Source organism: Peribacillus sp. NPDC094092 (assembly GCF_050279365.1).
Taxonomy (GTDB): Bacteria; Bacillota; Bacilli; order Bacillales; family DSM-1321; genus Peribacillus.
Map to the genome: position 1 here is coordinate 1 of NZ_JBNNUC010000001.1, position 13,336 is coordinate 13,336.

Annotated in this window: 11 protein-coding genes and 1 other RNA gene; 10 read left to right on the top strand and 2 right to left on the bottom strand. The window is 38.7% G+C overall.

Annotated features, from left to right (window positions below):
- From ACQKNS_RS00005 to ACQKNS_RS00015, 3 genes are all read left to right on the top strand, one after another.
- Window positions 1-369 (top strand): fumarylacetoacetate hydrolase family protein (locus ACQKNS_RS00005; RefSeq protein ID WP_427640552.1); only part of this gene is annotated, 369 nt, incomplete at its 5' end.
- Between the two features lie 278 nt (window positions 370-647).
- A complete protein-coding gene (locus ACQKNS_RS00010) occupies window positions 648-995 on the top strand; it encodes a PadR family transcriptional regulator (protein ID WP_427640553.1) in 348 nt (115 codons plus the stop codon).
- A complete protein-coding gene (locus ACQKNS_RS00015) occupies window positions 982-1,971 on the top strand; it encodes an HAAS signaling domain-containing protein (RefSeq protein ID WP_427640554.1) in 990 nt (329 codons plus the stop codon). Before ACQKNS_RS00010 ends, ACQKNS_RS00015 begins: the two co-directional genes overlap by 14 nt.
- Window positions 1,972-2,146: 175 nt before the next feature.
- Here the strand turns inward: ACQKNS_RS00015 and ACQKNS_RS00020 are convergent, their stop codons facing one another.
- The gene (locus tag ACQKNS_RS00020; RefSeq protein ID WP_427640555.1) at window positions 2,147-2,680 is read right to left on the bottom strand and encodes an IseA DL-endopeptidase inhibitor family protein; all 534 of its coding nucleotides are present in this window, start codon (window positions 2,678-2,680) and stop codon (window positions 2,147-2,149) included.
- Between the two features lie 656 nt (window positions 2,681-3,336).
- Here ACQKNS_RS00020 and ACQKNS_RS00025 point away from each other — a divergent pair.
- The 5 genes from ACQKNS_RS00025 (at window position 3,337) to ssrS (ending at window position 8,360) form a co-directional block, all read left to right on the top strand.
- Window positions 3,337-3,729, top strand: a complete 393-nt coding sequence (locus ACQKNS_RS00025) for a sporulation protein (protein ID WP_427640556.1) — start codon at window positions 3,337-3,339, stop codon at window positions 3,727-3,729.
- Between the two features lie 21 nt (window positions 3,730-3,750).
- Window positions 3,751-4,632, top strand: coding sequence for a mechanosensitive ion channel family protein (locus ACQKNS_RS00030; protein ID WP_427640557.1), 882 nt, complete (start codon window positions 3,751-3,753; stop codon window positions 4,630-4,632).
- Between the two features lie 458 nt (window positions 4,633-5,090).
- Window positions 5,091-6,344: an MFS transporter gene (locus tag ACQKNS_RS00035; RefSeq protein ID WP_427640558.1), complete on the top strand. Its 1,254-nt coding sequence runs from the start codon at window positions 5,091-5,093 to the stop codon at window positions 6,342-6,344.
- 207 nt (window positions 6,345-6,551) lie between these two features.
- Window positions 6,552-8,054 (top strand): UDP-N-acetylmuramoyl-L-alanyl-D-glutamate--2,6-diaminopimelate ligase, encoded by a 1,503-nt coding sequence (locus ACQKNS_RS00040; protein ID WP_427640560.1) that lies wholly within the window; start codon window positions 6,552-6,554, stop codon window positions 8,052-8,054.
- A 119-nt stretch (window positions 8,055-8,173) separates the two neighbouring features.
- A non-coding RNA gene (gene ssrS / locus ACQKNS_RS00045) (6S RNA) lies at window positions 8,174-8,360 on the top strand.
- 159 nt (window positions 8,361-8,519) lie between these two features.
- Here the strand turns inward: ssrS and ACQKNS_RS00050 are convergent.
- The gene (locus tag ACQKNS_RS00050) at window positions 8,520-9,062 is read right to left on the bottom strand and encodes a ribonuclease H-like YkuK family protein (protein ID WP_427640561.1); all 543 of its coding nucleotides are present in this window, start codon (window positions 9,060-9,062) and stop codon (window positions 8,520-8,522) included.
- A 669-nt stretch (window positions 9,063-9,731) separates the two neighbouring features.
- Here ACQKNS_RS00050 and ACQKNS_RS00055 point away from each other — a divergent pair.
- Both ACQKNS_RS00055 and nirB read left to right on the top strand, forming a co-directional pair.
- Complete coding sequence (locus tag ACQKNS_RS00055) at window positions 9,732-10,937, top strand: nitrate/nitrite transporter (RefSeq protein WP_427640562.1); 1,206 nt, start codon at window positions 9,732-9,734, stop codon at window positions 10,935-10,937.
- Window positions 10,938-10,985: 48 nt separating this feature from the next.
- On the top strand, window positions 10,986-13,298 hold the full coding sequence (gene nirB, locus ACQKNS_RS00060) for a nitrite reductase large subunit NirB (protein WP_427640563.1): 2,313 nt from the start codon (window positions 10,986-10,988) through the stop codon (window positions 13,296-13,298).
- The last annotated feature ends 38 nt before the right edge of the window (window positions 13,299-13,336 follow it).

Here is a 13,336-nt window from a genome sequence, read left to right on the forward strand (position 1 = left end):
TATGTGTTCGGTTGCACGATCTTTAATGATGTTACAGCAAGAGATCTTACAAAAAAAGATCCACAGTTTACGCGGGGCAAAGGATTTGATACATTCGGGCCTTTGGGACCGTGCATTGTTACTGGGGTAGATCCGACTAATTTGCGGATTGTGACCACTTTAAACGGCCGTGTTGTCCAAGACGGAAATACCAATGAAATGTCTCTAAGCATTCCGTTTCTAATTAGCTGGCTTTCACAGGTAATGACACTGGAGCCAGGTGACATTTTGGCCACGGGGTCACCATCTGGCAGCTGCCCGATCAAGTCGGGGGATGAGGTCGTCGTTGAAGTCGAGAACATCGGTCGATTAAGTAATGAGGTTCGGTAAGATTTTCCAGAATTTTGAAAGTGGCGGATGCCTACAAAGCTCAAAAGGCGGCAACCTTAATACAAGGAGTGTTCCGATTATCACGACGATGATATTGTGGGTCATTCTTGTGTCATATTAATAAAGGAAAAACGGAGAGGCGTGAAACGCTTCTCTTTTTTTTTATGCTTAAAATATAATATATTTCCATTTTTATGGTGTTGTAAGAACTAAAATAGTGTATGATGCATAGTATAAGGTATGATGTACGTCACATAGTATAGAGAAGAGGTGATTGGATGAGCACTTTATTGAATTCATTAACAACAGAGCTGCGCAGAGGAACTTTGACGTTAGCAGTTCTTAGTCAGCTCAAAACCCCTCAGTATGGGTACTCGCTTGTCCAGCGTTTAGAGAAGTCGGGAATTACCATTGATCAAAGTACTTTATATCCCTTGCTTCGCCGCCTGGAAAAACAAGAATTGGTCACCAGCAGCTGGGATACCTCTGAAAGTAGACCGCGCAAGTACTATTCTTTAAGTGATTATGGGGCAGAAATCTTCACTCAGTTAAAGGAAGAATGGGAAAAAACTTCTCAAGAGCTTTATATATTATTAAAAGGAGAGGGAGAAGATGGAACTGATTGAACTTTATATTCAGGAAGTGACCCGCAGGCTGCCAGAAAAAAACCGGGAGGATATTGCGCTTGAGCTTCAATCTACAATCGAAGATATGCTTCCGGAGGACTATACGGAGGAAGACATGAAAGCCGTCCTTTTAAAATTAGGAGATCCGGTTACACTGGCAAGTCGTTATCGCGATCGGCCGATGCATCTGATTGGACCGCGTTATTTTGATGTTTATATCTGTCTGTTGAAAATGATTTTACCAATCGCCGCAGTCATTTCATTGATTGGATTAATAGGGGATAACCCTTTTCGGGATATGGGAAATACGATTGTGGACGCAATTTTAATAATACTCGGGAAAGGGATCGCGGGTATCATCAGTACAGGTATCCAAGTGTTTTTCTGGTTAACGATTTCATTTGCCATTTTAGAACGCCTGGATACTTCAAAGGACCAGTCGCCTTTAACAAAAGACTTGAAACCATGGACACCGGAAAACCTAAAAGATATTCCGAACATTTCAAAGAAAAAAGCGGTTCCTATGATCGAGATTTATGCAAGTTTGTTAGGTCTTTCTGTCTTCGCGGCCCTTTATTTCAATGCAGCAAACCTTTTAGGAGTCTATGAAAAAAGAACTGGCAGTCTCATTTTCGTGACACCTTCTTTCAATCAAGAAGTCTTGAATTCCTATTGGCTGCTGGTATCATGCGTCGTCATCATTGGGGCGCTCTTGGCGATTTATAAATTATTTTTAAGGCGATGGACCATGAAACTAGCTTTATTTCATGCCATATACCAGCTGTTATCGACCCTGACTTTCATCGTCATAATCAGTAATCCAGATTTATTGAACCGGGAGTTCCTTGTGTACCAAAAAACACTATTTTCAACAGATGAATGGAAAGCCTCTATTTACTGGGGCCTCATACTCATCTCCATCTTTTTTGCCGTATACGATTCCTATCAAGGATTCCGTAAGGCCAAAATCCGTTAATGCACAGCATCTAGCTGTGTTTTTTTGTTTGAAAGTTCCCTGAATTGAAAAGTGAGCTGCTTCAAGTATGTAAGATTCTTTCGTTAACTACAGCGGAAAACAGAAAAACACCTCATATGAAATATAGTTTTAACTAACTATACTGCATATGAGGCGTTATATTTAAACCATTTTTTTATTGAACTGCATCGAACTGATTAACTTTCCAAGTGGATCCTGACTTATAAAAGGTAACTGTTCTTTTTACTGAATCACCGTCGACTGTAGGTACAGTTAAATTGTAGGATCTAACGTTAGTTTTTTGATAGACCAATTTAATTTTTGCTTTTCTCCACTCTAACATGCTGTAGCCGTCTCCGATTGGACGGGCTAATTTCCCTTTATGGGTAATGTAACTATATTTGTTCAACCCTTTTTCAACTGCATTATTAGTGAATGTCTCTGCTAAGTAGGTAGTCAATTTATCTTTTGTATTAAACTCTTGGCAAAGGTATGAATACTCTGTCCCTTTATAATTGAAAGTTTTTTGTGAACATGAACGGGTTTTGTAACCATGTAAAGCATTCCAAAAATGTTTGCTGGCATTATCGGCTATCTTTAAGGCATTTGTGTCAGATAAATTCTGTGATGTCGTTTTTGCGGTAACCTGACCACTTAATGTGAAAAACAAAATGATAATGGATAATAGCACACCTGAAAATTTTTTCATATTTTATCTCCCCAATCCCTAATAGGATACTTATGTAACGAAAGTTTAATTAATATTACAATTGTTACATTTATATTACAACATGATTGGCGTAAGTAAAAGAGAAATCTTGTTAATTTTTAAATAAAATTTTATATATACATAGTTTGATCACTTTATTCCTTTTGAAAGGAGCGTTCGACCATTTGTAAGGACTTGGCTGTTACATACTTATTCCACCAACTGGCCTATTTAAACCCTTGCAGAGAATTCTTTTGCAATAACGGGACAAGTTAATTCATTATATTTTCATTATTATCAAGATATGTACAAAGAATCCGAATTTCCCGGACAGAGTCCAAAAATAATAAAATATAAAGGTTTGACAAACTTTCTAATCCTACCGTATTATAAATTATATACTTGAATACATTCTCCAAAGGGGAGTAGCTTTTACAACAATGTCGTCATTACGGAGCTCTTTGCTCTCGGTGTTGTTGGCAGCATAATGTTGTTAGCCAGACCTTACCTATTGGTAAAGGTCTATTTATTTTTAGTAAACCTTTACCAAAATGGTAAAGGTTTTTTTGTGCAGAATCATGCAGCCACTAAGGAAATGTATTAAATATATTGGGGATAGTAGAATTACAAATAAATTTATAAATGGAGTGTATTCTTTGATACTTAGAAAATCTTTGTTACTTTTAGGGATAGGTTCGGCACAAATAGATTTAATCCTTCCGAAAAACACGTATAAATCTGGTGAATGCATAAATGGATATTTCTTGATTAAGGGTGGTACCATTGCGCAAAGAATAAGGAGGATCGAATGTGATTTAATTATGGATACTCATTCTACCGGAATGGACGAAATTCTTAAAACGAGCACAATTTTGTCTTCCAGAGAGATAAATTCAGGGGAAAGTAATGAAATTCCTTTTAACTTTTGTCTGCCTATATTGAAGGATCCTTATAAGCGAGAGGTTTCCTATCGCCTTAAAACGAGACTAATATTGGATAAAGGGATAATAGGCAAGGATGATGACTGGATTTTTATCGATTCTGAATAAAGTGGAAATGGAGGTGGGAACATGAATTTCTTGAAATTCACTGAGCTTGCCATGGATTATTTAGAAGAATTTTTATTATTGAGGCTTTTTATATTAGCTTTACTGTTATTGGCGGTTTATTATATTTTGAATAAAATGGTTGAATGGTTCTTTAAGAGGTCCCATTTTTTTGAGGAAGAAGTCGAAAAAACGATACAGGGGGTTACTCGTTCTTCCCTTAGGTACGGTATTTCCGCGCTTTTCCTTATTTATTTGATTGGACAGTTTATAGACCTAAAAGGAATTTTAGCTGGAGCTGGGATTATAGGGGTCGTTATCGGATTTGCCGCTCAGCAAATGCTTAAGGATATCCTATTGGGATTCGTAAGGCTTTCTGATAATGAATTTCGAGTGGGGAATTTCGTGACATTCAATGGAACAAGTTCTGGGACGATAGAGGAAATCGGGATCAGGTTCATGCAGATCAGGGAATGGTCAGGAAAATTGCTGACAATTCCACATAGTGAAATCAGGACGATTCAAAATTTTAATAAAGGGAGAATGCGAATCATTGAACGCATTACAGTAAGTTATCAAGAAAATCCTGAAAAGGTAAAAAGGCTGTTGGAGGAAATATGCCTAATATGCAATGAGAAGTATGGTGATACACTTCTAAGGCTAGAGGATGGAACACCTGAAGAGGATTTTAGATATATTGGCATCACGGATTTAAATCCGAATCTTAAATATGTTGGTTATGAACTATGCTTAGTGGGACTTGTAAATCCTGAACATTATTTTGAAACTGCAAGAAGTGTGAGGTTTGAAATGATGACAGCTTTACATGAGCATCAAATTATTATGCCATCTGCCCATTTGCTTGTTCAGGGCACTCCTAATCAAGAGCGTATATTGGAGAACTGAAAGAAAAAACAAACAATCGGCGGAAATGGAGTGGATTACTGAAATCAACTGGAACGTTTTTAAATAGAAAAACCATAGACAAACTCGCTTTTCTTCGAGCTTGTCTACAGTCTGAGGGCTTTCTTTTAAAGTGGGCCCCTTTTTTATACAATCCGTCGAACAATCCTGCCCAAAAAATGGGTTAGTTTTATGGATTTCAGCTTGATTTATCAGATTAAATAGATTATTATAAAATTAACATAAAATGGAAGGGTGACCTTTAGACAATGATCATTTAATCCTATTCTTCAAGAAAAAAATGCGTGCTAAATACGAACTTTTTTCTGGATAGGATTAGTCTGTACATTAAAATACAAACTAAGATCATTGTGTTCCGTCCATCAGGGATATTTTGCTCAGTTAATTTTGTATTGTACTGCACTGCCTCCTGTCCAGATATCTCACAGGAGGTTTTTATATTGGGGGAAAACACATCCGTAACATTGAGTAATAAGGAACCTAATATATTTAAAAATCGGGTATTCCGGGCCATTATCTTTTCAGGCTTGTTTTTACAAATAGGGATATGGGTACGGAATTTTGCCGTTTTGTTATTCGTCATGGAAAAGACAAACGGGGATGCCTTTGCCATATCCATGATATCAGTAGCGGAATTCGCGCCAATTTTTATTTTTTCATTTATTGGAGGGACGTTTGCTGACCGCTGGAGTCCGAAAAAAACGATGGTTTGGTGTGATATATTAAGTGCAATATCCGTATTTGCTGTGCTTATCTCGCTTATCTTCGGCAGTTGGAAAATGGTATTCTTCGCAACATTGATCTCGGCGATACTGTCTCAATTTTCCCAGCCATCAGGGATGAAGCTATTTAAGATGCATTTGCCAGAAAGTCAAATTCAGACAGGGATGTCTGTTTATCAGACCGTCTTTGCAGTCTTTATGGTTTTAGGTCCGATTCTCGGTACATTCGCGTTCCAATCATTCGGGATAAACATTTCGATTGCGATTACTGGTCTGGCATTTTTACTTTCAGCTGGGGCACTCGCCTTTCTTCCAAAAGATCGTAAACTGAATGAAGAGTCCGCAAAAACAACGATATGGCAGGAAATGAAAAGTGGAGTGAAATATGTGTTGCGAAAAAAGGAACTAAGTTTGCTTGGTTTATGTTTTTTGGCAGCCGGGCTCGGACTGGGTTTCATTCAGCCGCTCTCTATATTCCTTGTTACAGAACAACTGGAACTGCCTAAGGAAAATCTGCAATGGTTATTTATGGTGAATGGGTTTGGCATGATTTTAGGTGGAGCCGGTGTGATGATTTTTGCCAAAAAGGTGGAACCTCAAAGATTATTAGCTTTCGGAATGCTTGTGAATGCCATTGGATTAGCGGTAATGGGGTTTTCAACAAATCTTTGGATTACACTTACTGCCGAGTTCTTTAATGGTCTAATGCTGCCTTGTATTCAAATCGGGATCAATACTTTGATATTACAGAGGACTGAAGGCGAGTTCATCGGAAGGGTCAATGGAATCTTAAGCCCGTTATTCACAGGATCGATGGTGTTGACCATGAGTGCAGCAGGCGTGCTGAAAGAGCAATTCTCACTCGTCGCCATATTTGAAACAGCCGCTTTCTTTTTTATTCTAGGGATGTTTTTCATTTTGCCATTGTACAATCAAAAAACCGAAACAAAACCTTTGGAAATTCAACCGTAATGATCTTGCAGTGTGCCAACAACTAAATATAGCTATTGCCATAAGAAAAGCAGCCAATTTTGGCTGTTTTTCTTTCTTTTTTCCTACTGACTGTTATTGCAACTAACAAAATCTGGATTGACAAATATTTTAGTGTACTGGTTAATACTAAAAATGGGCTTATTGGTACTTATGCATTTAATTTCAAAAGTCAGGTGAATAGCTTACATGAAAAAAGGAGAAAAGTTAATGATCCTTAAAGACATATTGAAAGAAGCAATAAACGGGGATTTGCCGAAGAACGTTGAACATATATCCATCACAGGTGTAACCGATAACTCTAAAGATATTAAAAAGGGATACCTTTTTGTTGCTGTAACCGGATATAAGTCCGATGGCCATCATTTCATTAAAGATGCAATTCGTTTAGGGGCATCGGCTGTTATTGGCAATCGCGATATTAAGGGATTGGAAGTCCCATATTTACGAGTGGAGAACAGCCGAAAAGCATTAGGGCTAATTGCCAAAAGGTTTTATGGGGATCCCAGCAATCAAAAAATAATGATAGGAATTACGGGCACAAATGGAAAAACCACAACCAGCTATATGCTTCAGCAAATATTAGAGGAGAATGGGGTAACCTGTTCGGTCATTGGTACGATACAGCAAATTATCAATGGAAACAAAGTCGATTCCCATAATACGACTCCAGGTACCATGGAACTTAATTCCTTGCTGGCAGCCAGCCAGGACATGGTTGTCATTATGGAAGTGTCTTCTCATGGATTAGCTCAATACCGATTAGAAGGAATTGAATTTGATTTCTGCGTGTTCACGAATTTGTATCATGACCATCTCGACTTCCACGGTACGATGGAGGATTACTTCCTGGCAAAATTACTGCTTTTTGAAAAATTGAAACCAAATGGTCTTGCGATAATCAATGGGGATGATTTTTGGGGAGAAAAACTGCAAGAATACTTACGTGAAAAGAATGTCAGTGCTTTTGTATTTGGAAAATCCAATCGCTGCGATTTGACCATCACCAACTATAATACTGCAACGAATCCCTTTATTTTATTGAATGAGAATCATGACTTTGTGAAAATCGAGTTACCTTTACCTGGACTTCATAATTTATATAACGCAACTGCTGCCTATTCCGTAGCGAAGATGTTTCCAATTTCAAAAGGGGAAATTCTCACTTCACTGAAACGATTTTCCGGTGTGCCAGGAAGATTTGAAATGTATAGGAAAGAATTTGGACCGACAATCGTCATCGATTATGCACACACTGCAGATGCCATTCAACATATGCTTCAGACAGCCAAAGAAAGCGGGGCCAAAAAGATTTATCATATCTTTGGTTTTCGGGGTGGGCGGGATAGAACCAAAAGAGCCGAAATGGTTAAAGTATCATCGCAACATAGTGATGTTTCGATCTTGACGATGGATGATCTGAATTCGGAGAGAATAGAGGAGATGGAATCATCACTAAATAAACTCCAAAGCGATTACTCTGCTGGAAATGGGAAGGTTATTCCAGATCGGACACTTGCTATACAGGAGGCGTTGCAAGCAGGAAAGGAAGGGGATTGGATTATCATTACCGGAAAAGGAATTGAGAGGTATGAGAATAATTTCGGACTGCCTACCATCTCTGACAAAGAAACGGTACTATATCTGCAAAATAAAGACCAGGGGGATTTTATCGGTTATTTTGATCAATAGTCTTAGTCTAACGAATGCTTTTATAAAGGGTTAATACGGATCTTTCTTCTACAGCCATAGACGATTTGTATGGTGATTATTAACATTGTAACTTATGAGGAATTCAGGTATTATATCAATACAAGCTGCACTGTTCGTAATGATAATAAAGTTTTAACCTTTAAGCTGTAATAGGGAGTTTTATATTGAAACAGGAATGTTATGCCTCGTCACTGACTTGGACAACAGGATTTTTTCTGCAAACACCCACTTTGAGGAGTGGTGGTTTAAAACTTTCTTACTGAATACGGCAATGGCGGCTTATATCTTTAAATGTTCAAGCCGGTCTCGTTCTGAGGCTGGTTTTTTGCTGTTTTTCGAAAGGCATTGTATGTACCTATTATCCATATTTATCTAGCATTTTCATTTTGATCAGCCTAAAAAATCCATTGTTGAGAACTCTGCTTATTAAATGTTTTGGAGACATCACTCTTGCTTTGTATATCGGTTGGCATAACTTGAAGCGACGAAAGCATTGGGTTTGATTTTCGGTTCCACGCCCATGGACTCCATCCTGGCTACCATTTCTTTTACAAACTCACTGGTTTTGTTCCGCTTTCCAATTCCGATATCAATGTGCCCTTCCATTGTGAACGTTGCCCCTTGATATACGGCAGGCAGTACAATATCGATTAACTGATTTTTTCTTTCTTCCGTAAACAGTGATACGATCTCCTCTGTTAACGACAGTTCTTGGGAAATCCGTTCATGTAAATGCAGCATCCTTCTAGGAATCATCACTTTTCTTATACAACCCCAAACACCATTTCCGACCTGCCGTATCACGATGCCTGTAATGAATACCGTATGTTTTTTATGTACTTGCGAATCTGTACCGACCATTAATCGATAGTCACCGGAAGGATTTAATTTCATGAACTCAACAATATGAACAAATACCTCTTCAAATGACATGTCTTTTTTCTGAAGGTTTTGAAATGGAATGTTATGAAATGGATATTGCCCCATATTATCGCACCCAACCTTTCTCCGGATATAATCAAATTATTGAATATCTCATGACGCTCATAACACATCATATGAAGGAGATCCTTGTTTCGTGCGGCGGGAAGAACCCGCAAACTATTGAAACATTTAAAGTTGATCTAGCTGAATAGATTTTAAACACAAAAGAATTTTATCTACATGTTAAAACAAAGTTGATTGGAACGGGTGTAAGAGACTCCTGCTTAGAAAAGCGCGTCCAGGGGGAGACGACCGATGTGCAAAGTGCCGAGGAGGCTCCCGGACCGCCCTCGAAAATGAGTGCCTGGAGTGGAAATTAACCGACAAATTAAAATGGTGTACAAACTCAATCATAGAGAGGAGCTAAATCATTAGCTGTCTCTTTTTTTGTATGGAGAATATTACGAAATAGTTTATTGACTTCGCCATATCTTCTTCCGTTACTAAAAAGTTAAACTTTACTTCACCTAAGTAAACCACAATACCATTCAATTTATATAAGAAAAAGGAAATGAAAGTATTAAATTTTAACCAATAACTCCTTTATAGTATTACATTTAATAACTCACAAAAAAAAGTGTGTGATGTTTTCTTACATAAACAAAGAAATCTTGCTTTTATAAGAGTAAAATAAACGAATATTCAATTAATAAAGTATTGGAGAGATGAAAAATGAAAATATCTGAATTGAAAAAAAGCGGTCATGCTCCGTCATTATTAGCTTCATTCCTTTATTTTGATATCAGTTTTATGATTTGGGTATTATTAGGTGCACTCGGCGTCTATATTACAAAGGATTTTGGACTCTCCCCAGCCGAAAAGGGGTTGATTGTAGCGATTCCGATTTTGGGCGGCTCGTTTTTTCGAATCGTCCTTGGTTATTTGACTGATCGAATTGGACCTCGCAAAACAGCGATCGGCGGGATGCTTGTTACGATGATTCCGCTTTTTTGGGGATGGTTATTCGGAGAAAGTTTAGCCGAGCTCTATTTAATTGGGATTTTACTCGGAGTGGCTGGTGCAAGTTTTGCTGCAGCACTTCCTATGGCTAGTCGCTGGTATCCACCGCATTTGCAGGGTCTGGCGATGGGCATTGCGGGAGCCGGTAACAGTGGAACCCTTTTTGCGACATTGTTTGGACCGCGTATTGCAGAATCTCTTGGCTGGCATAATGTTATGGGATTAGCTTTGATTCCTTTAACCATCGTGTTCGTCATCTATATTTTAATTGCAAAAGACGCACCATCCCAACCGCCTGCAAAACCGTTGAAGGAATATTTCAACGTCTTTAAACTAACTGACACTTGGTATTTCTGTATTCTTTACAGTGTAACATTTGGGGGCTTTGTCGGATTCACTAGCTTTTTAAGCATCTTTTTTGTTGATGAGTATGGGTTAACACGAATAAGGGCAGGGGAATTTGTTACATTATGTGTCATCGCCGGGAGTTTTTTTCGTCCTGTCGGAGGATTTATTGCCGATAAAATAGGAGGAGTTAAACTGCTTATGTTTTTATTCGCTGGACTCACAATATGCATGTTTGGTATTAGTTTTCTTTATTCTCTTACTGTCGTTACGATCTTACTGTTCATCGGAATGCTATTTCTCGGTATGGGCAACGGGGCTGTCTTTCAATTAGTTCCACAGCGTTTTTCTAAAGAAATTGGTTTTATCACTGGAATTGTAGGGGCTGCCGGAGGTGTTGGCGGATTCTTGGTTCCAAACATACTAGGTACGTTGAAACAGATTACTGGGACTTATGCTACGGGATTTTTAGTATTTTCCGCAGTTGGAATCGTGGCATTGCTTATCTTGGGCCTTGCTCAGCTTTCATGGAAAAAAACTTGGGTACTTGGTAAAAATTCAGTTAAGATCTAAATTTACTGTTTTATCGGCTTGTTACAGTACTTGTTTGGGGGGGAGAAAATGAATAAACAAAAACTGGTTTTAATAGGCAACGGCATGGCAGGCTTACGCTGTGTTGAGTCAATTATAAGTAAGGAACCGACTGCATTTGAGATTACTATTTTCGGAAGTGAACCACACGTTAACTATAACCGCATCTTATTGTCGACTGTGCTTCAAGGCAATACTTCGTTTGAAGATATTGCGATCAATGATAGGGACTGGTATACAAAGAATAATATCCAATTGTTCACAGGGGAAACGGTTGTGAAAATCGATAATGAGGCTCGGAAGATAAAGACAGACAAAGATCGGGAAGTTTACTACGATAAGCTAATAATTGCCACAGGTTCTATCCCATTCATTCTTCCTGTTACCGGTATTGATAAAGAAGGGGTCATTTCATTTCGGACGATTGAAGATTGCCAAAAGATGATTGAAACTTCGCTCAAGTATAAAAAGGCAGTCGTCATCGGAGGCGGATTATTAGGTTTAGAAGCAGCAAGAGGGCTGTTAAACCTTGGTATGGAAGTGAATGTCGTTCATATTGCTGACCATTTAATGGAAAGGCAGCTTGATTCAACGGCTTCAATTTTGCTGCAAAAAGAGTTGGAAAACCAGGGAATGAACTTTCTTTTGAAAACGGAAACGCAGGAGATAATCGGTAACGAGCGTGTAGAGCGTGTCCGTTTTAAAAATGGAACGGAGCTTGAAGCAGATTTAGTCGTTATGGCTGCGGGAGTCAGACCGAATATTCAGTTGGCCAAAGAAAGCGGAATTGATACAAATCGTGCCATTATTGTGAACGACTATTTAGAAACCAGCATCCCAAATATATATGCGGTTGGTGAATGTGTTGAACATGAAGGAATTGTTTATGGACTGGTGAAACCCCTATATGAACAAGGTGAAGTGCTGGCAAATCATATTTGTGAGATGAAATGCAACGGATACCAAGGTTCGGTCCTTTCGACCCAGTTGAAAATATCAGGAGTTGAGTTATTTTCAGTTGGAGATTTCCTTGGTGATGAAACAACGAAATCGATCACAACTTTTGATGAATTAGATGGTGTTTATAAAAAGGTGGTTTTTCAAGGAAGAAAAATCGTGGGTGCTGTTCTTTATGGAGATACAAAGGTCGGTTCACGATTACTCGATATGATTATAAAGCGGAAAGAAGTAACGTCAGAGGAAAAGCATGTACTGTTCCAATCACCAATTACGGCTGAGGGATTAATCGCTTCTATGGCAAATAATGAAATCATTTGCAATTGTAATGCTGTTTCAAAGGGGGCAATCATTGGAGCGGTCCGAAAAAAGGGATTAACAACCGTGGAACAAGTTAAACAATGCACAAAGGCTTCGGGTTCTTGCGGTGGATGTAAGCCCGCAGTGACCGAGCTTTTGGCATATATTCAAGGTAATCTTTCCAATCAGGCTAATGAACAAACTGCAATTTGTTCATGTACGACATTAACGGAAGATGAAGTCGTGTATAAAATGCAGCTCCAAGATTTAACATCCATCCAAGAAGCGATGGATGTTCTTGGATGGGAAAATACAGGAGGTTGTTCAACCTGCCGGCCAGCCCTGAACTATTATTTAGGGATGATTCATCCAGAGTACGAGATCAGACAGCAAACACTCTTCATAAACGAACAAATGAATGCATCAGTTCAAGGTGATAACCAATACTCTGTTATCCCGCAAATGTACGGCGGGGTGACGAATGCGAACGACTTACGAAAAATTGCAAATGTTGCAGATAAATATGATATATCCCAGGTGGCTGTAACAAGTGAACAAAGGATTCATTTAATGGGTGTGAAAAAAGAAGACCTCCCGGGTGTGTGGGCTGATTTAGATATGCCGTTAAGCTCGAAATATGGCAACACCGTGCAAAACGTCAAAACATGTATCGGTGAACATGTTTGTTCTTGTGATAAAAAGCAATCTCTTTTACTTGCTGTAGATTTGGAAAAAAGATTGGAACATGTCTCAACACCTTACCGTATAAAGATGGGCATATCTGCTTGTATGCATAACGGTGCAGGATCAACAACGAAAGATATAGGTATCATGGGCATTGACAGGGGCTGGGAAATATATGTGGGCGGAAGCAGCGGGCGTAATGTGCGTGCCGGTGAACTGTTATGTGTAGCTGGGACAGATGAAGAAGCAATTGAAATCATCATCGGCTTTATTCAATATTATCGGGAAACAGCCAATTACTTGGAACGGACTTGGCAATGGATTGAACGAGTGGGTTTAATTCATGTTAGAGAGGTATTGTTTGATAATGAACTTAGTCAGCAACTAACTCAACGATTGTAATGGCCTAGGCCAGAGAGAACGGGTGGAAGTACCTTTTG

Bases quoted from the DNA above. Each gene is read 5' to 3' on its own strand.
- ACQKNS_RS00040 (WP_427640560.1), top strand. From the start codon at position 6,552: ATGAAAAAAGGAGAAAAGTTAATGATCCTTAAAGACATATTGAAAGAA.
- nirB (WP_427640563.1), top strand. From the start codon at position 10,986: ATGAATAAACAAAAACTGGTTTTAATAGGCAACGGCATGGCAGGCTTA.
- ACQKNS_RS00030 (WP_427640557.1), top strand. From the start codon at position 3,751: ATGAATTTCTTGAAATTCACTGAGCTTGCCATGGATTATTTAGAAGAA.
- ACQKNS_RS00020 (WP_427640555.1), bottom strand. From the start codon at position 2,680: ATGAAAAAATTTTCAGGTGTGCTATTATCCATTATCATTTTGTTTTTC.
- ACQKNS_RS00015 (WP_427640554.1), top strand. From the start codon at position 982: ATGGAACTGATTGAACTTTATATTCAGGAAGTGACCCGCAGGCTGCCA.
- ACQKNS_RS00050 (WP_427640561.1), bottom strand. From the start codon at position 9,062: ATGGGGCAATATCCATTTCATAACATTCCATTTCAAAACCTTCAGAAA.
- ACQKNS_RS00010 (WP_427640553.1), top strand. From the start codon at position 648: ATGAGCACTTTATTGAATTCATTAACAACAGAGCTGCGCAGAGGAACT.
- ACQKNS_RS00055 (WP_427640562.1), top strand. From the start codon at position 9,732: ATGAAAATATCTGAATTGAAAAAAAGCGGTCATGCTCCGTCATTATTA.